General features: G+C 73.3%; 16 protein-coding genes. 1 reads left to right on the top strand and 15 read right to left on the bottom strand.

The features are described from left to right. Positions 1-30: 30 nt before the first annotated feature. The 15 genes from DDJ31_RS13170 to DDJ31_RS13100 all read right to left on the bottom strand — a co-directional run bounded on the left by DDJ31_RS13170 (position 31) and on the right by DDJ31_RS13100 (position 19455). A complete protein-coding gene (locus DDJ31_RS13170) occupies positions 31-1554 on the bottom strand; it encodes an FHA domain-containing protein (protein WP_127180077.1) in 1524 nt (507 codons plus the stop codon). Positions 1555-1598: 44 nt separating this feature from the next. After that, positions 1599-2945: a vWA domain-containing protein gene (locus tag DDJ31_RS13165; RefSeq protein WP_127180078.1), complete on the bottom strand. Its 1347-nt coding sequence runs from the start codon at positions 2943-2945 to the stop codon at positions 1599-1601. A gap of 101 nt (positions 2946-3046) precedes the next feature. Next, positions 3047-4270: a PP2C family serine/threonine-protein phosphatase gene (locus DDJ31_RS13160; RefSeq protein ID WP_164784976.1), complete on the bottom strand. Its 1224-nt coding sequence runs from the start codon at positions 4268-4270 to the stop codon at positions 3047-3049. Further along, positions 4271-6829: a serine/threonine-protein kinase gene (locus tag DDJ31_RS13155; RefSeq protein ID WP_127180080.1), complete on the bottom strand. Its 2559-nt coding sequence runs from the start codon at positions 6827-6829 to the stop codon at positions 4271-4273. Next, positions 6826-8130, bottom strand: a complete 1305-nt coding sequence (locus DDJ31_RS13150) for a hypothetical protein (protein WP_127180081.1) — start codon at positions 8128-8130, stop codon at positions 6826-6828. The genes DDJ31_RS13155 and DDJ31_RS13150 overlap by 4 nt, the downstream gene beginning before the upstream one ends. A gap of 82 nt (positions 8131-8212) precedes the next feature. Then, a complete protein-coding gene (locus DDJ31_RS13145; protein ID WP_127180082.1) occupies positions 8213-9253 on the bottom strand; it encodes a glutamate ABC transporter substrate-binding protein in 1041 nt (346 codons plus the stop codon). A 23-nt stretch (positions 9254-9276) separates the two neighbouring features. Next, complete coding sequence (locus tag DDJ31_RS13140) at positions 9277-10716, bottom strand: hypothetical protein (RefSeq protein WP_127180083.1); 1440 nt, start codon at positions 10714-10716, stop codon at positions 9277-9279. A 100-nt stretch (positions 10717-10816) separates the two neighbouring features. Then, a complete protein-coding gene (locus tag DDJ31_RS39095) occupies positions 10817-11047 on the bottom strand; it encodes a hypothetical protein (protein ID WP_240678228.1) in 231 nt (76 codons plus the stop codon). A 316-nt stretch (positions 11048-11363) separates the two neighbouring features. Further along, positions 11364-12335, bottom strand: a complete 972-nt coding sequence (locus DDJ31_RS13130) for an N-acetylglucosamine kinase (protein WP_127180084.1) — start codon at positions 12333-12335, stop codon at positions 11364-11366. After that, positions 12326-13591, bottom strand: coding sequence for a 6-phospho-beta-glucosidase (locus DDJ31_RS13125; RefSeq protein WP_127180085.1), 1266 nt, complete (start codon positions 13589-13591; stop codon positions 12326-12328). The genes DDJ31_RS13130 and DDJ31_RS13125 overlap by 10 nt, the downstream gene beginning before the upstream one ends. Positions 13592-13598: 7 nt before the next feature. Then, entirely contained in the window at positions 13599-14495 is an 897-nt protein-coding gene (locus DDJ31_RS13120; RefSeq protein WP_127180086.1) for a carbohydrate ABC transporter permease, read from the bottom strand. A 2-nt stretch (positions 14496-14497) separates the two neighbouring features. Then, on the bottom strand, positions 14498-15439 hold the full coding sequence (locus DDJ31_RS13115) for a carbohydrate ABC transporter permease (RefSeq protein WP_127180087.1): 942 nt from the start codon (positions 15437-15439) through the stop codon (positions 14498-14500). A gap of 6 nt (positions 15440-15445) precedes the next feature. Next, entirely contained in the window at positions 15446-16783 is a 1338-nt protein-coding gene (locus DDJ31_RS13110; protein WP_127180088.1) for an ABC transporter substrate-binding protein, read from the bottom strand. A gap of 109 nt (positions 16784-16892) precedes the next feature. Further along, entirely contained in the window at positions 16893-18107 is a 1215-nt protein-coding gene (locus DDJ31_RS13105; protein ID WP_127180089.1) for an ROK family transcriptional regulator, read from the bottom strand. Between the two features lie 256 nt (positions 18108-18363). Beyond that, entirely contained in the window at positions 18364-19455 is a 1092-nt protein-coding gene (locus DDJ31_RS13100; protein ID WP_164784977.1) for a mechanosensitive ion channel family protein, read from the bottom strand. A 301-nt stretch (positions 19456-19756) separates the two neighbouring features. Between DDJ31_RS13100 and DDJ31_RS13095 the strand changes: the two genes are divergently transcribed. Then, positions 19757-20293 (top strand): HNH endonuclease, encoded by a 537-nt coding sequence (locus DDJ31_RS13095; RefSeq protein WP_127180091.1) that lies wholly within the window; start codon positions 19757-19759, stop codon positions 20291-20293. Positions 20294-20400: the final 107 nt, after the last annotated feature.

Raw genomic sequence — 20400 nt, 5'->3', positions numbered from 1 at the left:
TCCGGCCGGTGTCTCCGGCCGGTCCGTGCCTCAGCCGCGTCGGACCGTGATCGTCGTCCAGGCGCCGACGTGCACCCGGTCGCCGTCCTGGAGCGGGACCGGCACGAACGGCTGGATCGGCTCCTCGCCGCCGTTGACGGTGGTGCCGTTCGTCGAGTTCTGGTCGACGACCGCCCAGTTGCCGTCCGCCTGCTGCACCAGCACCGCGTGCTGGTGGGAGACGCCCGGGTCCTCGGGCGGCACCGCGAGGTCGATGTCCGGGGTGTCGCCCGTGGAGTGCCTGCGGCGGCCGATGGTGACCTGGTTGCCGCTGAGCGTGCGCTGCTGCTCGGGCGAGTACGCGGGCAGGTTGAGCCCGGTGGCCTCGGGGCCCGAGCGCTGCATCATCGCCATGAAGTACTCGCGGTCGGGGCCGATGGTCGCCGTCCAGGTGACCGGGCCGCGCGGCGCCTGGGGTGCCTGCGGGTAGCCGGGGCCCTGCGGGGACTGGTGGGCGCCGGGACCCGGGTAGCCGTAGCCGCCCTGGCCGCCCTGGGCGGGTGCGCCGCCCGGTCCGCCGGGGCCGTGGGCGGGCGGGGAGATCACCCAGTCGTCCTCACCGCCGCCGAAGCCCTGGCCGCCCTGGTGCGGGCGGCCGGTCTCCCGCTGCGGGAACGCGGGCGGGGCGGGCGGTCCCGCCTGCTGCTGGAACCCCTGCGGACCGCCGGGCCCCGCGGGCGGCGTCGGCCCTGGCGGGGGCGGCACGGGCCGCGACGGGTCGGGGCCGTAGCCGGACGGGCCGCCGCCGAAGTTCGGCCGGCCCTGCTGGTCGGGACGGCCCGGCGCGTTGCCGAACGGCGGCGGTCCCGACGGGTCGGGCCCGCCGGGGCCGCTGCCGAAGTTCGGGGAGCCCTGCTGGTCGGAGCCCTCGCCGAAGCGGGGGCGGCCCTGCTGGTCGGGTTCGTTCCCGAAGGGCGGGCGGCTCTGCTGGTCCTGGTCGGCGCCGAACGGCGGGCGGCCCGGCTGGGTGCCGAAGGGCGGCGGGCTCTGCTGGTCGGGGCGGCCCGGCTGGGTGCCGAAGGCGGGCGGTCCCGGCCGGCCGCCGAAGTCCGGCGGTCCCGACGGGTCGGGGCGCGAGGGGTCGCCGCCGAACGACGGGATCGGCTCGGCCGGCCGGTTCACCTGCGAGGGGCGCGAGCCCTGGTACTCGTACGGGTCAGCGCCGCCGTACGTGGGTCCCGGCGGCTGCTGGAAGCGCGGGGCGCCCTGGCCGGGCGCCTGCGGGCGCGGCGCGGCCGGGGTGTACGAGGTCGCCGTGTTCGTCAGGAAGTTCCACCGGCACTCCTCGCAGAACGGGGCGCCGCCCTCGCGGGGCGTGCGGCACTGCGGGCACAGCTCCGGGTCCTGTCCGGGACCCGAGGACTGGTGGCGCCCGCTCTGCGGCGGCGGGAAGCCGTAGCCGCCACCGGGCGGGGGCGGCGGAGGCGGCGGGGGTACGGCACCGGCCATGCGGTGACCGCAGACCTCGCACCAGTCGTCGGAACCCGACTGGTGTCCGTTCGGGCAGGTCGGCATGTCGGCGCTTCCCCCTCTCTGTCAAGCCTGTCTGGGCGGCTCGGTCACTTCTTCACGCGGACGGTCTTGGTGGACCGGGTCTCGAGAGTCATCTCGTCGGCCTCCGCGACCTTCGCCTTCAGTCGCACAGTACCGGTCGCGGCGTCGACCACGTCCACCACCTTCGAAAGCAGTTTCGCAGTATCCGCGTTCCCGGAAGCGCCCGCCAGCTGAACGGCCCGGCCCAGTTTGGCCGTTGCTCCGTCGAAATCACCCGCTTTGCGCAGATCCAGGCCCTGTTGGATGACCTGTGCCAGTTCGGCCTGTCCCGTGTAGTGGGCGACCTGCGGATTGATCGACGTCGAGGCGGCCATGTCGTCCGTCCACACCGCCCGCACCAGACCCTGCGCGCCCAAGTTCCGCGCGGAGCCGTCGGGTTGCGGGATCACCAGGGACACCCGCGCGGCGAGCATCTCCTGGCCCAGATGGGCGGCCGGGACCTCCACGCAGACGTGGTAGTCACGGGACTCGTCCCCCCAGGAACCGGTGGGGTAGTCGCCCGCGCGCGGCCCCGCCTCGGTCCGCCGGTCGGTCAACTCCGTCACCGTCGGCGCGACTTGCTTGACGAACTTGATGGCGGTGCCGACCGGCGTCCACACCCGGAGCGCGACGTCGGCGACCTCCTTGCCCATCGTCTTCTCCATCATCCCGGTGAAGTCGGCGGCGAGACCGGCCGGATCGGCGACGATGTCCGCGGTGCCGAGCAGCGCCGACGCGACGGCTGTGACTTCTTTCACTTCCCAGTCGGTGCCGACCCCGCGGGCGTCGCAGGTGAACCGGCCCGCGCAGCTTTCGAGGGCCGCCTTCAGATCCTCGGGCGCCTCGTGCTCGTTGCGGCCGTCGGTCAGCAGGATGCCGTGCCGGATCGCCACGTCGGCCGACGACAGCAGCCGGTCGGCCAGCCGCAGCCAGGTGCCGATGGCCGTGCCGCCGCCCGCGGACAGCTTGCGCAGCGCGAACTTGGCCTGCTCCCGGGTGGTCGCGTCGGCGACCGCGAGCCGCCCGCCGCCCGGGTAGACCTCCTTGGCGACGTGCGTGCCGCCGATCACCGCGAAGTGCACACCGTCGCGCAGGGCGTCGACGGCGGCGGCCGTCGCGTCCCGGGCGTTGCGCATCTTGGCCGGCGGGTAGTCCATCGAGCCGGAGCAGTCCACCATCAGCGCCACCGCCGCCGACGGACCCGCTCCCGGCGCTCCCGCCGGGTGGAGGTGCGGCGCCGTGCCGGTCGTGCCGCCGCCGGTGGCGGTGACCGTCACGATCGCGCTGACCTCGCGCCCGCCCTCCGGCAGGTACTCGTTCTGGTACACGTCGACCGAGAACTGCGGCACGTGCGCCTTCGAGAAATTGGCCATGCCTGCTCACTTCCCCCTCGTGAGGCCCTGATCGGACAGGGCGTCCCTGGGCCGCGGGCCGGTCCCCACCGTCCCGCGGCTGCTTCCCCGTGCGCGGCCCTTCAGGCCGATCCTGCCCCCTGCGCCACGGCGGGGAACGGCACGACGGCCACTGTTACGTTGTCGTGGCCCCCGCCGTCCAGGGCGTGACCCACCAGCACCCGGGCGCTGTGCAGCGGCCGCAGGGCCGCGTCCGCGGGGACGGCCTCGGCCATCTCCTCGGCGCCCTCCGCGTAGTTCCACAGCCCGTCCGTGCACACCACCACCACGCCGGGCCGGTCCGGCTTGAACGACGCGGTGTGCGGCTCCAGTTCGTAGGCGTCGGCGCCGAGCCAGCCGGTGATCGCGTGGGCGCGTTCGTCGGCGTACGCCTCGGCCTCGTTCATCAGGCCCGCCGCGACCATCTGCGCGGCCCACGAGTCGTCCTCGGTGAGCCGGGCGGGCGGCGACGAGCGGTCCACCGGCACCCAGTAGACGCGACTGTCACCGACCCAGCCGACGGTCAGCAGCCCGCCGGTGACGATCGCGCCGACCAGCGTGCAGGCCGGCGCGTTCTGGTGCGGGGCCTGCTCGCGGGCGGTGGCGGGCTCGGCGGCCAGCGCGTCGACCGCGTGCGAGGCGGCGACGATGGCCTCGTGCATCGCCTGCTGCGGATGGGTACCGAGGGGCAGCGCGGCGAGCAGCGACCGGCTCGCGGCGCGGGAGGCGGCCAGGGACGCGTCGTCGGGGCGGGTCGCCGAGGAGACGCCGTCGCAGACGATCGCGACGGAGACCGGGGAGCCGTCGGGCAGCGCGCAGGCCGCGATGGCGAACGCGTCCTCGTTGCGGTGGTGGCGCAGACCCCGGTCGCTGACGGCGGCGACCTGGCCCGCCTCCTGCTCCATGTGGTCGCGCTCGCGCGGCTGGGCGTGCCCGCAGTTCTCGCAGTAGCCGTCCTGGTCGACCCGGCCGGCCCGGCAGGCCACACAGACCTTCTGGTCGGCGGCGGCGGGGAGTTCGGCGCCCTCGGCGGGCGGCGGCTCGGGCGCCTGCAACGGGTAGTCGTCGGGCGCGGGCGCGCGGTCGAACCGCACCCCGGTGCCGGGCGCGGGGACCGCGGCGGCGGGCCGTGGCGGTTCCTCGGGGGGTGGCGGGACCACGCCGTTCAGGGCGACCGTCGGATGGTCGTCAGGACGGGCGGGGACCGCCGACAGGTCGTATCCGCACGCACCGCAGAAGCGGTCGCCCGATTCGAGCGGCCACTCGCAGCTCGGGCACGCGGACAGCTGGGGCATCTGCGACATCAACTACACCCACGTCCGGGGGCGGTAACGATTGGCACGTTCCACCAGGTCGATCCTCTCCTCGCCGCCCCGCGCCAACCGGGCCAGCGTGCGGTACGAACGCTCAAGACCGAAGCGGAGTCCCCGCTCGTCCAGCGCGCTGCCGAGCAGCACCCGCTGTGCCGCCGGGCCTGAGCCCTGGCCACCGGAGAGTATCCAGTCCAGCGCGCACCCGAGCACCTCGGCCGACAACTGCTCCCGGCGGGCCGGGTCGAGACCGTACGCGTCGAGCGCCTCGACCTGCCCCGCCGAGGCGCTCAGGTCGTCAAGGAAGGGTACGTCGTCGGTGGCGGCGGTCCGTTGACGCCCCCGCAGCCGGGCCCGCACCGCGGCCACCCGGGCGGCCGTGCAGTGGATCGACGACTCGGGGACGGACTCCAGGGTCAGGACGGCCGCCGCCCGGCCGCCGCTCGCCAACTGGACGCGGGCCAGGCCGAAGGCGGCGCTCACATAGCTGGGGTCCGTCGACCAGACCAGCCGGTAGTACTCGGCCGCGTTGTCCAACTGGCCGAGCAGCTCGGCGCACAGGCCGAGCGCCAGCTTCGGCGCCGTCTCGCCGGGGAAGGCGTCGTAGATCGCGTCGAAGGCGAGCGCGGCGCCCTCCTGGTCGCCGGTGACCAGCGCGGCCACCCCCCGGTACCAGACCACCCGCCAGTCGTCGGGCCGTTCGTTCTCGAGGGCCCGCAGCGCGTTGACGGCGGCCGCGAGGTCGCCGTTCTCCAGCCAGGCGCGGATCTGCCGCAGCCGTGTCTCCACGGAGGACGCCGGGGCCGCCGCGAGCGCGCCGAGGAGTTCGGCGGGTGCGGTCGTCATCAGCCCGGCCAGGAAACCGGCGTTGGGGTCGCCCGGGTCGACCCGCGGCACCGGCAGGGCGAGCCCCGCGGCGGAGGCGTCGACGGCCTTCACGATGCCGGAGCCGGAGCCGGAGGCGGTGGTGTCGGGGGCCGGGACGGCGGGCGGCACGGCCGGCGGCACCGGGGGCAGCGCGGGCGGCGCCGGCGCCCGACGGCGCGTCCGGGCGGCGCGCACGGCGCGGGCCCCGAGCCGCGACACGTCACCCTCCAGCTTCGGGAACAACTCCGTGTCCGTGACCCGCACCTCGGGCCCGAACAGCGTCGAGAGGGCCGGCCTCGCCCGCCCCGACTGGAGCGAGACGACCTCCCGCAGCACGCCCGTCAACTGCTCGGCCATCTCCTGCGCGGAGGCGAACCGGCGCGCCGGATCGGGGTCGGTGGCCCGCACCAGGAGCCGGTAGAACGACTCGTAGCGCCGGAACACCTCGATGTGCTCCGGGTCGGGCAGCGAGTCCGCGAAGACGTTGGTGTAGCCCTGGAAGTCGAAGGTCAGGACGGCCAGCGTGCGCGCCACCGTGTACAGGTCGGAGGCGACCGACGGGCCGACCTCGGCGACCTCGGGCGCCTGGTAGCCGACCGTGCCGTAGATCGCCGACACGTCGTCGTCCATGCGGCGCACCGCGCCCATGTCGATCAGCTTCAGCTGGTCCTCGGTCTGTATCGCGTTGTCGACCTTGAAATCGCAGTACAGCAGGTTGCGGCTGTGCAGATGGCCGAGCGCCTCCAGCGCCTCGATGCCGTACGCGCACGCCTGCTCCACCGGCAGCGGATCCCGCCTGCCCGCCTCCGTGCGGCGGGAGTTGGCGATCTCCTTCAGCGACTTGCCGCCCACGTACTCCATGACGATGTAGCCGTCGAGGGAGCCGGTGCGCTGGTCGAGGTGCTCGACGAAGTTGTAGATCCGCACGATGTTGGCGTGCTCGATCTCGGCGAGGAAGCGCCGCTCGGAGATCGCCGCCTCCATCGCGTCCTGGTCACCGGTGTCCAGCAGCCCCTTGAGGACCACCCAGCGGTCCGACACCGCCCGGTCGACCGCGAGATACACCCAGCCGAGGCCGCCGTGCGCCAGGCAGCCCGCCACCTCGTACTGGCCGTGCACCACGTCCCCGGCGGCCAGCTTCGGCACGAAGGAGTACGGGTGGCCGCACTTGGTGCAGAACCCCTCCGTGCGCCCGGCGTTGCCGCCGCGCGAACGCCCCACCGGGGCACCGCAGTCGGAGCGCGAGCAGAACCGCTTGCGCTCAGGGACCTCCGGGTCGGCGAGGACCATCGCCCGCGGGTCGGGACGCGGCACGTCGGGCACCTGGACCAGACCCGCGCCCAGCCTGCCCCGCGAACCCGTGCTCGTCCCCGAGCCCGAACTGCGCACCGACACCGAACGGTTGGTGGACCGGCCGGACAGGGAGCGGGAGAGACGGCCCGACACCGAGCGCCGCGACCTCGACGACTGCGACGTCCGTGACGACGCGCCTGAACCGCTCCGCGCGCTCGCCGCGCTCGCCGAGCCCCTGGCGCCCACCGTCATCCCGGTGGCCGGTGAGCCGACCATGCCCGTCGAGGACACCACCGGCGCCAACCCGCAGGTGTCGCAGTACAGTTCGCCGCCGCCGACGTCCTCGTAGGCGCCCTCGCAGTCGGGTCGCTGACAGGGCTGCTGTGCCTGACTCATCGGGACTCCTCCCCACCGTTGCCCGCGCCGTCCCGGCCGGGTGCCGCCGGGCCGCCGAGCAGTTCGGCCGCCGCCCGCTGATAGCGCAGCACCGCCTGCTCCGCCACCCGCAGATCGCAGGGCGCGCTCCACAGCATCCGCCGGGCCGCGTCGTACCGCTCGATCAGGAACGGGTCCTCGGCCAGCCCGTGCCTGGTCACCTTCGCCCGGTACGCGTCGAGCCTGCCGCGCAGCTCGGCGCGGACCGCGAGCGGCGCCGTCACCGCCGTCAACGACTCGCGGGCCCGCAGCAGTTCGTCCTCCGCCTGCCGCTCCAGGGACTCCAGGAGCGGCGAGAGGCGGTGCCACTGGGCGTGCCTGCGGTACTCGGACGCCGTCGCCAACTGCTCCTGGAGCGCGGTCGGCGGACCGCCGACCACCGGCACCTCGGTGGCCGCTATCTTCGCGAGGACCTCACCGCGCGCCGTCCGCGCCTCGGCGAGCGTGCGGTCGGCCCGGCTCAGCACGTCCCGCACCCGCGCCAGCCGATGTTCGGCGTCCTGCCGCACGGTGAGCACCGCGTCGATCTCCCGCCGCACGTCCTCCAGGGCGCGCGCCTCACGGTCGTACACGGTGGTGTCGGGTCGGCCGCCGCCGGGCGCCGAACTCCCGGACGCCGGCGCCCAGTACGCCAGCGGATCGGACACCACCCGCTCGCGCAGCGACGTCAGGGTGCGGGTGATGCGCTCCAGGTCGTCGCCGGCCGGGTGTTCGCCGGGGCGGACGCCCACCGAGTGGGCGAGGGCGCGGGTGCGCCGCAGCTCGGCGGCGAGCAGGTCGATCCGGGCGGGCAGCGCCGACCAGACGGCGTCCGCCGCGACCACCAGGTCGAGGCCCGCCGCGTACAGGTCGTTCATCCGGTCGACCAGCGACTCCAGCGAGAACCGCTCGCTGAGCAGCGCGGGGGAGCCGGTGGTGGAACCCGGGACGGTGACCGACTCGCCGCGCAGCAGCTCCGTCAGCTCCACCAGGTCCTCGCGGCTCGACCAGCGGCGGCGGCCCCTGATCGCGCGGGCCGAGCGCAGCGCGCCGCTGTACGCGTCGAAGTACGCCCACAGCAGGGTGATCGCCGTGTCCGTGCCCGCCCAGCGGTCCTTGGTGAGACCGGTCAGCTCGGCGCCTTCGAGGAGTCTGCGGCCCGCGTGGTCCTGGAGGGCGAGCAGGGACGTCTCGATCGCCTCGTGCTCCGCGCCGAGCCGCGCCAGCGCACGGTCCACCTCGTCCCGGTCCATCACCGGCCCGGCGGGGTCCGTGACGCCCATCGATCACCTCTCGCTGCTGTCGGTCCTGCGCTGTCCGTCCGGTCTCTTCCCCGGCCGTCCGGCCACCGGGCCCGGTGGCCGGTCACTGGTAGTGGGCGGCGGGCGGGGTCGCCGACGCCGACTTCCGGCCGCCCTGGTCCATCGTCGGGTGCAGCCATCTGGTGTAGGACGCCCGCCAGCCGTCGGGGTCCTTGAGGTAGTCCCGGAGGGTGCCGTTGACCTCGCGCACCAGGTCGTCGGCGCCGCGCTTCATCGCCACGCCGTAGTACTCGTCGGTGAACAGGCCGCCCTTCAGCTCCACCGTGGGGTCCTGGGCGGCCTGGCTCGCGGCGAGCGCGCCGTCGGTGACCACCGCGTCGACCTGGCCGAGCTGGAGCTTCACCAGGCAGTCGAGCTGGTTGGGGACGGTCGTGCGGATGTCGGTCGAGGCGGGCAGCCTGCCGGAGGTGCGGTCGGCGGCCAGCGCGTCGTGCGCGGTGGAGCCGTCCGCCGAGCAGACCCGCTTGCCCGCGAGCGACGTGTCGTACCCGGTGACCGACGAGTTCTTGGGGGCGAGGACCTGCTGCCCGGTCCTGAAGTAGGGCGCGGAGAAGGCGACCTCGGCGAGGCGCGAGCAGGAGATGGTCATGGTCCGCACGACCATGTCGACCTCGCCGCCGCGCACCGCGTCGATACGGCGGCTGGTCGGGATGGCCTTGAACTGGACCGCGTCCGGGTCGCCGAGCAGATCCTGCGCTATCCGGTGCACCAGGTCGATGTCGAAGCCCTCCAGGGCGCCGCTCTCGTTGTTCGGGTCGAGGTAGCCCCAGCGGTAGCTGTTCTGGTCGACGCCCACGATCAGCCGCCGGTCCTTGCGGGCCTTGATGGCGTCGAGCGTCGGCGTACTCCCGCTCCCGCCGGCCGGGTCGAGGCTCTGGTCCTGCGGGTTCTCGCAGGTCTCGGCGCGCGTCTGGAGGCCGCGGGTGAGCGTGGACGCCGCGGCGTCGTCGGGGCCTGGGGGCTGGGTCAGGGGCAGCAGCAGCGCGCAGACCACCGCCAGGGCGCACAGGGCCGCCATCGCGCCCACCCCGCCCCATCCGCGCAGGCTGGAGCGGAGCCTGGCCCGCAGCCGCCGTGCGTTCATCGGCACGCCCCCTTCCACGTCGTTCACCGGTACTCCGAGAGCCTGCGTCCGATGCCGCCCACCGCGCCCGCCGCGCCGAGCACCGCGAGGAGCGCGGCGCCCGCCGGGAGACCGGTGAGCGCGCCCCGGCCGTCGCGCGCGGCCCGCTTGAACTCGTCCTGCTCGTGCGCGAGCGCCGTCTTCAGGGCGGCGTCGACGCTGTCGAAGCAGACGCTCGTCGGGTCCTTCGAGGCGCCGATGACCCGGTCCCGCGCCGCCTGGTAGTTGCCCGAGTCGTTGTCCGCGCGGGCCAGCGCGTGCCGTTGCCGCCACTGCTTCACCGCGGTGTCGGCGTCGGCGACGGGCTTGCGGCCCGCGTCGTCGTCGGCGAGCTGCTTGGCCTTCGCCAGCGCGGCGGCCAGCCGGTCGATCTCCTTGTCGTAGCCCGCGTCGAAGGCGTCGACGACCTTGCCGTCGACCGTCTTCGTCTCGGCGCCCCTGCTGACCAGCACCAGGTTCTCGTCGCTGCGGGCCGTCAGGGACGCGATCCGGGCGTCGTGCAGGACGTCGAGGGAGCGCACCCCGTGGTCGTAGGAGCTGGTGAGGCCCGCGCGGGCGACGGTGTGCCCGACGACCAGCCACAGCAGCACCACCGCGGTCGCCGCCGACGCGGTGACCAGGCCGCGGTTGAGGACCCGGTTGGTGCGCAGGTACATGCGGCGCTGGGCCCAGCCGAGCGCGGCGAGCGCGGCCAGGCCGAGGAGGGCGGCGAGCCACGGGAACGACTTGGCGTCCGCGTAGTCGGCGCGCAGCCGTCCGTTCTCGTTCTGGTAGAGCCGCTCGGCCGCCGGCAGCATCTGCCGCTGCATGGTGTCGTCGGCGGTGCGCAGATAGGCGCCGCCGACCGGGTAGCCCTGCCGGTTGTTGGCGCGGGCCGTCTCGACCAGGCCCTTGTACACCGGCAGCAGGTCGTTCAACCGCGCGATGATCTTCGCGGACTCGGAGCCGGGGTCGGAGTTGGCGGCGGCCGTGACCAGCTTCGACGCGGCCGTGCGTATGTCGGCCTCGTAGCGCTCCCGTGTCGCCGGCTTCTCCTGGAGGCCGGCCAGATAGCCGCCGGTGGCGGCCGTGTTGGCGTCCGCGAGGCTGCGGTAGATGTCGGCCGCGTCGGAGCTGAGCGGCTGGCTGCTGGTGAGGACGTCGTCGGCGGCGGCCGCCCGGTCCGTCAACTGCCAGGCGGTGACGGCGCCGAAGGCCACCACCAGCGCGGCCAGCAGGGCGCCGATGGCACGCAGCCTGCCCGGCTCGGTGGTGGCCGCCGCGCGCAGCCGGTCGGCGCCCTCGGCGAACGCCGTGCGGCGCGGCGGGGCGGGCGGTTCGATCGGCACGGCGGGCGCGGGACGGCCCTGCTGCGGCGGGACGGCCGGCACCGGCGGCGCGCCCGTGACCGGCGGCGCGCCGCTGCTTCTCGGCGTCTGTGTCACTTTCGACCTCCCCCGTGGTCCTCCGTCGCCGCAAGTATCGCTGCCGGGACCGACATCCGCACCGGCCCCGGCTGGATCTTGCCGGGATCGTGGTCCCGCGTCACCCCTGCCCATGTATACGCCGGGAGAATCCGGTTGGTTCCTGGCGGGGTGCGCGACGTCGGCCGTCGGCGCTGGTGGTGTCCGTCTCCGCCGCCCGTCCGCGGCTCCAGGCGTCCAGCGGGCTCGGCGCCTCGACGCGTTCCTGGCCGAGGGGCGTGAGGTGGTGGCCGTCGGCGCGCAGGGTGAGCAGGCGTGCGCCGGTCAACTCGTCGAGGCGGGTGCCGAGCACGCTGGAGGACAGGCCCTCGCGACGGCGTCGCGGCGCGCGGAAGCCGGTCGGTGTCCGGCTCGGCTCCCCAGGACGCGCGGGGTCCGGCGGCGTCCGAGCGGATCGAGCGCGGCCGTCACCGGACGGCCGGCCGTGGACCCCCGCGCGCGTGCCGTGCGGTCTCGGGAGGTTCGGCGGCGCGTGCCGCCGACGCCCACCACGACCTGCTCACCCGCCGGACGAAAGGGAAGCCGGTCCCGCGCCTTGACCGCGCGGGCGTCCGCGTGTTCACCCCGGCCGATCACCCCGCCCGCCGACGCCCGCACGCCCTTGTCGTTCAGCCCGGGAAGAAGCCCCGCAGTCTCTCCTGCGCCTCCCGGTCCGCCTCCACCAGGTCGAGGCCGAGCAGGGCCGCGCCCAGGACCGGGCTCGCCTGCACCACCCTCGGTACCGCCTTCGGCGCCCGGATCGCGAGCAGGTCCCGCACCCCGTCGTCGAGTTGGGGGTGGCGGGCCGCGAGGACGCCGCCGCCGAGGAGCACCGGGGTCTCCTCGGTGAGGAGGTCGAGACGGGTCAGGGCGACGGTCGCCATGGCGACCACCTCGTGCGCCAGCCGGTCCACGAGCGCGCGGGCGACGCCGTCGCCCGCCGCCGCCGTCGCGAACAGGACCGGGGTCAGTTCGTAGCGGCGGGCGTGCGCGATGTGCTCCAGGTGCAGGGCCTCGATCAGGGCGAGCATGGTGGGGTGGCCGAAGTGCGCGGGCAGGGCGCGGGAGAGTTCCGTCGCCTCGCCGCGGCCGTCCTCGCCGCGGGCCGCGTGCCACAGGGCCTCCTCGGCGAGGCCCCAACCGCCGCCCCAGTCACCGGAGATCCTGCCGATCGCGGGGAAGCGGGCGGTGCGGCCGTCCGGGCGCATGCCGACGCAGTTGATGCCCGCGCCGCACACCACGGCGACCCCGCGCGGCTCGGGGATCCCGGCCCGCAGGATGGCGAAGGTGTCGTTGCGGACCCGGACGGCGCCGCCCCAGCCGCGTGCCTCTATCGCGGCCGCGAGCCGCTCCTCCTCCACCGGGAAGTCGGCGTTGGCGAGACACGCGGAGACCTGGTCGACGGAGGTCACCCCGGCGGCGGCGAAGGCGCGGTCCACGGCCTCGGCGACGGCGTCCACCGCGGCCCGCACCCCCACCGCCTGGGGGCGGAACCCGCCGCCGCGGGCGGTGGCGAGGACGGTGCCGTCGGCCGCCACGACCGCGACGTCGGTCTTGCTGTTGCCGGCGTCGACGGCGAGGACGGGTGCGGTCAGGCCCACGCGAGGTGCTCCCGGTTGTGTGCGATCAGTCGGTCGGTCAGGGCCTCGGCGGCCGGGTACTGGCCGATCAGCGGGTGGGCGAGCAGCGCCCGGAACACCCGGTCGCGGCCGCCGCGCAGGGCCGCTTCGAGGGCCAGGTCCTCGTAGGCGGTGACCTGGGCCGTCAGGCCCGCGTACAGCGGGTCGACCGGCGCCACCGGCAGCGGCACGGGGCCCTTGGGCCCGACCGCGGCCTGCACCTCGACGACCGCGTCGGCGGGCAAAAACGGCAGGGTGCCCCGGTTGAGGGTGTTGACCACCTGGTAGGGGCTGCCGCCCCCGCCGAGCAGCGCGGCGGCCAGGTCGACGGCGGCCTCCGAGTAGTAGGCGCCGCCGCGTTTGGCGAGCAGCGCGGGCTTCTCGTCGAGCGCGGGGTCGCCGTACATCTCCAGCAGTTGGCGCTCCATCGCGGCGACCTCGGCGGCCCTGGACGGCTTGGTGCGCAGCTCCGCCACGACCGCGTCGTGGTCGTAGAAGTAGCGCAGGTAGTACGACGGGACCACGCCGAGCCGGTCGAGGAGCGGGCGCTCCAGCCGCAGGTCGGCGGCGATCGTGTCGCCGTGCTCGGCCAGCAGCCTGGGCAGCACGTTCTCGCCCTCGGGGCCGCCGAGGCGCACCCCGGTCTCCCAGGTGAGGTGGTTGAGGCCGATGTGGTCGAGGTGGACGTCGGCCGGTGTGACGTCGAGCAGCGCGGCGAACTTCCGCTGGAAGCCGATCGCGACGTTGCAGAGACCCACCGCCTTGTGGCCGGCCTGGAGCAGGGCGCGGGTGACGATGCCGACCGGGTTGGTGAAGTCGATGATCCAGGCCTCGGGGTTGGCGCGGCGGACCCGTTCGGCGATGTCGAGGACGACGGGGACGGTGCGCAGCGCCTTGGCGAGGCCGCCCGCGCCGGTGGTCTCCTGGCCGACGCAGCCGCATTCCAGCGGCCAGGTCTCGTCCTGCTGGCGGGCTGCCTGGCCGCCGACGCGCAGTTGCAGCAGCACGGCGTCGGCGCCTTCGACGCCCGCGTCCAGGTCGGAGGTGGTGACGACGCGCCCCGGGTGGCCCTGCCGGGCGAAGATGCGCCGGGCGAGACCGCCGACCAGTGCGAGGCGGTCGGCGGCCGGGTCGACCAGCACGAGTTCCTCGACGGGCAGGGTGTCCCGCAACCGGGCGAAGCCGTCGATGAGTTCGGGGGTGTAGGTCGAGCCTCCGCCGACCACGGTCAGTTTCATTGAGTGGTTAACCCTTCACTCCGGTGAGCGTGACACCTTCGACGAACGCCTTCTGGGCGAAGAAGAACACGAGGATCACGGGGGCCATGACCAGAACGGTGGCGGCCATGGTGAGGTTCCAGTCGGTGTGGTGCGCTCCCTTGAACGATTCCAGGCCGTAACTCAGCGTCCACGCGCCCGGGTTCTCGGAGGCGTAGATCTGCGGGCCGAAGTAGTCGTTCCAGGCGTAGAAGAACTGGAAGAGGGCGACGGCCGCGATGCCGGGTCTCGCCATCGGCAGCACGACTCTGAGGAGGGTGCGCAGATCGCCGCAGCCGTCGACGCGGGCCGCGTCCAGGTACTCGTTCGGGATCGTCATCAGGAACTGGCGCAGCAGGAAGATGGAGAACGCGTCGCCGAACGCCATCGGGATGATCAGCGGCCACAGCGAGCCCGACAGGTCGAGCTGCTTCGCCCAGAAGAGATACATCGGGATGACGACGACCTGCGGCGGCAGCATCATCATCGAGATGACCAGCATGAGGGAGAGGTTGCGGCCCCGGAAGCGGAACTTGGCGAGCGCGTACGCCACCGGGATCGACGACCCGACGGTCAGGACGGTCCCGAGGCCCGCGTAGAGCAGGGTGTTCCTCCACCAGGTGAGGAAGCCGGGGGTGGCGAACACCCGGCGGTAGTTGGACCACTCCCAGGTGTGCGGGATCAGGTCCCGGCTGAGTGCCTGGGTGTCGCTCATCAGCGAGGTCAGGAACACGAACACGAACGGCAGGGTGAAGAACAGCGCCGCCGCGACGCCGAGGGCGTGCACGGCGATCCATTCGAGCAACGCCCGGTGGCGGGCGTCGCGTTCGGCGGGGGAGCCGGACGCGACGCGCGGTGCGGCGGCCGTGCCGAGGAGTCGGGCCATGGTCAGTCACCTGCCTGGATGAGGCCGCCCCGGCGCCGCATCAGGAACGCGGTGAACGCCATCGACAGGGCGAAGAGGACGAGGGCGACGACACACGCGGAGCCGTAGTCGAAGCGCTGGAAGCCGAGGTTGTAGACGAGTTGGGGGAGGGTGAGCGTGGACTTGTCCGGGTAGCCGGGCTCGAACTGGGTGCCGGCGCCCTGGATGACACCGGAGGCGACCTTCCCCGCGATGAGCGGCTGCGTGTAGTACTGCATCGTCTGGATGACGCCGGTGACCACCGCGAACATCACGATCGGCGCGATGGTGGGCAGCGTGACGTACCGGAACCGCTGCCAGGCCGAGGCGCCGTCCAGCTCGGCCGCCTCGTACTGCTCGGTGGGCACGTCGAGCAGCGCCGCCATGAAGATGACCATCAGGTCGCCGATGCCCCACAGGGCGAGCAGGGTGAGGGCGGGCTTGGACCAGGTCGGGTCGTTGAACCAGCCGGGGGCCGGCAGGCCGGCCTTCTCCAGGATCGAGTTGACGGGTCCGGTGCCGGGGTTGAGGAGGAAGGCGAACGCCATCGTCGCGGCCACCGGCGGGGCCAGGTAGGGCAGGTAGAAGAGGGTGCGGAAGACTCCGGTCGCCGTCCTGATCCGGGTGATCAGCAGGCCGACGCCGAGCCCGAACAGCACCCGCAGCGTCACCATCACCAGGACCAGCCACAGGGTGTTGCGCAGCGCGGGCCAGAAGTAGGGGTAGTGCGCGAAGACGTACGTCCAGTTCTTGGTGCCGCTCCAGGCCGGCGGCCTGAAGCCGTCGTAGTGCATGAACGAGAAGTAGACGGTGGACAGCAGCGGGTACGCGAAGAACACCGCGAAGCCGATCAGCCACGGCGACATGAAGGCGAGGGTGCGCAGCGCCGACCTGCGGCGCTTCGACGCCAGGGTGAGGGTGCTCATCGCGGCCTACTCCGCCTGCGCGATGTCCGTGTCGATCTGCGCGGCGGTCTTCTTCAGCGCCGCCTTCAGATCGGTGACCTTGCCGCTCTCGTAGTCGTAGCCGAGCTGCTGGATCGTGGTCAGGTAGACACCGCCGTTGACGGAGGCGGGCGACGTCGTCGAGTTCGGGTCGGCGGCGATGTCGAGGAACGTCTTGAAGCGCGGGTCGTAGGTCAGCTTCGGGGACTTCAGAGCCGCGAGCGTGGAGGGCACGTTGTGCAGGTCGTTGGAGAAGCCGACGACCGCGTCGGTGTCGGTGGTCATGTACTTCACCAGCTCCCAGGCCGCGTTGCGCTTGTGGCTGGTGGCGGCGATGCCGGCGATGGTGCCGGTGATGTAGCCCTTGCCGTACTGGTCTGCCTGGTCGTCGGGGACGGGCAGCGGGGCGACGCCTATCTCGAAGCCGGGCTTGGCTTCGAGGGCCATGCCGAGCCGCCACTCGCCGTCCAGCTGCATGGCCACCTGGCCGGTGTGGAAGGGGTGCTTGGGGCCCCATTCGTCGCCCAGCTTGGCGCGGTAGGTCTCCAGTTTCTTGAAGCCGCCGAGCCCGTCGACGAGGTCCTTCTGCATCCTGAACCCGGCTTCGAAGGCGGGGTCGGTGGCGAGCCGGGAGGCGCCGTCCTTGCCGAAGTAGGTCGGTGAGAACTGGGCGAGGTAGTGCTCGGTGGTCGTCTCCCAGCCGTGGTAGTCGGGCATGAAGCCGAGTTGCCGGTAGCTGTCGCCGTCGGTGATCGTCAGCTTCTGGGCGTCCTTCTTGAACTGGGACCAGGTCTTCGGCGGGCTGGTGATGCCGGCCTTCTCGAACGCCGTCTTGTTGTAGTAGAGGCCGTATGCGTCGCCGAGCAGCGGCACCGTGCAGCGGTCGCCGTCGAACCGGGTGTACTCGTTCATCGCCTTCGGGAACGTCGTCCCGGGGTCGATGCCCGCCTTCTCGAAGTACGGGTCGAGGTCGACCAGCGCGCCCGACGAACAGAACTTGCCGACGTTGTTGGTGGTGAACGACGAGATGACGTCGGGCGCCCGGCCGCCGCCGCTGCGCAGCGCCTGGTTGATCTTGTCGTCGGTCATGTTGCCGACGACGTTCACATGGATGTTCGGGTGCGCCTTCTCGAACCCGGCGACCAGTTTCCGTACGGCCTTCACCTCGGCGGGCGCGCTCCAGGCGTGCCAGAAGTTGAGGGTCGTCTCCTGGGACGCGTCGTCGTCGCCGGCCGAACCCGACTGGCCGGTGCAGGCGGTGGCGAGGAGGGCGAGCGAGGCGGACGCGGCGAGCGCGACGGCCGCTTTTCGTGACATTCCGGGCATGGCGAGGTCTCCCAAGGGCGGGCTGGGGTGAATGAGGTGAGAGAGAACGAGGGATGCGCGAGGTGCGGGGTGTTGCGGAACGTGGGTGGGGCGGGAGGTGCGGAGAGGGTCAGCGGGAGGTGTCGAAGACCTCGTCGCGGGTGGTGGCGAGCGCGCTCTCCAACGCGCCGCGCAGCACGGGGTGTTCGGGTACGTCACCGACGACGAGACGCGGGCGGGAGGCGGCCAGCTCCGCCAGCTCGGACTGGACCAGGGCGCGCAGCCTCTCGCCGCCCGCGGTCAGCGCGGAGCCGCTGAGGACGACGAGTTCGGGGTCGAGGACGGAGACCAGCGAGGCCAGACCGGTGGCGAGGCGGGTCGCGTACGTCTCCAGGAGCCGCTGGAGCGGCCCCTCGCCCTCGCTCGCCGCGGCCCGCGCCACCAGGGCGGCGGCGACCTCCGCGTACGGGCCCGACGGGACGTCCTCGACGCCCAGTTCGCGGGCGAGCGCGGGCAGCGCCTGGGAGCCGGCCAGTTCCTGGTAGCCGCCGCTGTTGGCGCGGGTGACCTGGCGCACCAGCGGGGCGCCCGGCACCGGAAGGAACCCGACCTCGCCCGCGCCGCCGGTCCAGCCCCGGTGCAGCCGGCCGCCGAGGACCAGGGCGGCGCCGAGGCCGCCCTCGTTCCACAGCAGCACGAAATCGGCGTGCCCGCGGGCCGCGCCGAGCCGCTGCTCGGCCACCGCGACGAGGTTGACGTCGTTCTCGTACTCCACCGGCATCGGCAGCGCGGCGGCGAGTTCGTCGAGGAGGCTCGGGGCGTGCCAGCCGGGCAGGTGGGAGGCGTAGCGCAGCCGGCCCGTGGTGGGGTCGAAGGCGCCCGGGGTGCCGATGACCAGGCGGTGCACGTCGTCCCCGGTGAGCCCGGCGGCCTTGACGGCGCCGGCGAGCGCGTCGGTGACCTGCTGGACGACCGGCCGGTCGGGGCGGCGGCCGGGGGTGGGCAGTTCGAAGCGGCCGACGGTGCGGCCGGTGACGTCGGCGACGGCGGCCAGCACCCGCTCGGGGGAGACGTCGACGCCCGCCGCGTACGCGGCGCTCGGATCGACCTCGTAGAGCTGGGCGTTGGGGCCGGGTCTGCCCTCGGTGGTGCCGGTCTGCAGGACGAGTCCTGCGGCCTCCAGACGGGCGAGCAGCTGCGAGGCGGTGGGTTTGGAGAGGCCGGTGAGCTTGCCGATCCGGGTGCGGGACAGCGGGCCGTGCTCCAGCAGCAGGTCCAGTGCGGCCCGGTCGTTCATGGCGCGCAGGACGCGCGGGGTGCCCGGCGTTCCGGCGGTTCCTGCCATGGGGGTCGACACCTGCCTTTCGACTGCTCAGCTTCTCAGGTACCCGGGCGCGGGGTCCACCCGCCGGGCACTGTCCCGTCGTTCACTGTTAGGAAAGTTTCCTATTGGCTGGAAGGGAACGTAAGCCCGAGGCGAAGGAGGCGTCAAGAGAAACCGCCCCCGAGGCAACAGGTTCGTTACCTCGGGGGCGGTGCGTGCCGGGCCCGCTCTCCCGCGCGGGAGAGGGCGGCGCCCGTCGATCGGGGCGCCGGGGCGGCTACTTGGCGGGCGGCGGTGTCTGGGTGAGCGGGCTTGCGGCCTGGTGCTGCGGGGAGGCGGCGTTGGCGTACACGGAAGGGGCCGCCACCGACGCCGTCGGGTCGGGCACCTCGTCCTCCTCGATGGCGGCCGTCGCGCCGCCCACGATCCGGATGTCGGCCGCGTCGAACGCCCGCTTGATCCGCCAGCGCAGCTCACGCTCCACGGTCAGGGCCTTGCCCGGCATGGTCTTCGCGGTGACCCGCACCACCATCGAGTCCAGCAGCACGCTGTCGAGGCCGAGCACCTCGATCGGGCCCCACAGCAGCTCGTTCCAGGGCTCCGCCTTGGTCATCTGCTCGGCGACCTCGTCCAGCGTCGCGCGGACCCGGTCCAGGTCCTCCGAGGCCCGCACGGTCACGTCGACACCGGCCGTCGCCCAGCCCTGCGAGAGGTTGCCGATCCGCTTGACCTCGCCGTTGCGGACGTACCAGATCTCACCGTGGTCGCCGCGCAGCTTCGTCACCCGCAGCCCGACCTCGATCACCTCGCCCGACGCCACCCCCGCGTCGATCGTGTCGCCGACGCCGTACTGGTCCTCCAGGATCATGAAGACACCGGAGAGGAAGTCCGTGACGAGGTTGCGGGCGCCGAAACCGATCGCGACACCCGCGACCCCCGCCGACGCGAGCAGCGGGGCCAGATTGATCTCGAAGGTGCCCAGGATCATCAGCGCCGCCGTGCCCAGGATCAGGAACGACGCCACCGACCGCAGCACGGAACCGATCGCCTGCGAGCGCTGCCTGCGCCGCTCCACGTTCACCAGCAGCCCGCCGAGCGCCGTCCCGTCGACGGCCTGCGCGGTCCGGTTCATCCGGTCGATCAGCTTGGTGATCGCCCGCCTGACCGCCACCCGCAGCACCCCCGCGATCACCACGATCAGCAGGATCTGGAGCCCGATCGCCAGCCAGGTCGACCAGTTCTGCTCGACCCAGCTCGCCGCGTTCGTCGCGCTCTCCTGCGCGTCCTGGAACGTGGGGACCGACCCCGTCGTCGTCTCCGAGGGGGACGGCGACGGACCGGCGGTCGGCAGGGCGGCGGACAGGGACACGGCGGGTACCTCCAGGTGCGGCACTGTCCCCCGGTCGGCGGTCAAGGTCACGGAAAGGTCACCGCGGGACAGGGTGACCACACTAACGGGGCATCGTGTGGCGACCGGACGGACGGACGGAGGAGAGACGGTGCTCACCTGGGACTGGGAGGCCCGGGGCGCGCGCGGCCCGCCCGGTGTGGTCGAAAACACTCCCAGCCCGTTACCGGGAGATGGTGGCGCGACGACCAGCCATGAGGGGAGACTGAACGCAGATCGTCCCGGCGCGAGCCACGCGCCGCCGACGCCCAAGGAGGCATCCGTGCCGCATGTCCTGGTCCTCAACGCGTCGTACGAGCCACTCGGCGTCGTACCGCTCCGCCGCGCGCTCATCCTCGTTCTGGAGAACAAGGCCGTGTGCCTGGAGGAATCCGGCGCCTTCATGCACAGCGCGACCGTCACAGTCCCCGCCCCGAGCGTGGTCCGGCTCAAGCGATTCGTGCGGGTCCCCTACCGGGGGCCCGTTCCTCTCACTCGCCGCGCGCTCTTCGCGCGGGACGGCGGCCGGTGCATGTACTGCGGTGGCGTCGCAACCAGCGTCGACCACGTCATCCCGCGCAGCCGCGGGGGACAGCACGTCTGGGACAACGTCGTGGCGTCCTGCCGCCGCTGCAACCACGTGAAGGCCGACCGGCACCTCTTCGAGATCGGCTGGCGGCTGCGCCACAAACCCGCCCCGCCCACCGGTCTCGCCTGGCGCATCATCGGGACCGGACATCGGGACCCGCGCTGGCTGCCGTACTTGCAACCCTTCGGCGCGGACGACGCCATGGCCCGGATCGACGGCATCTCAGCCTGACGTCCGGGCCTTCGCATGTCCGCACCCCGCGCGTGGACCGGCGGGGCAGGGCCCGGGAGTCCGCCGCGCTCCCGGGACCCGACGGCGCCGCGCCGACGGGCGGGCGT

Source organism: Streptomyces griseoviridis (assembly GCF_005222485.1).
GTDB lineage: Bacteria > Actinomycetota > Actinomycetes > Streptomycetales > Streptomycetaceae > Streptomyces > Streptomyces hintoniae.
Note: the sequence above shows the minus strand (reverse complement) of the source record. Positions and strands in the feature narration are given on the sequence as shown.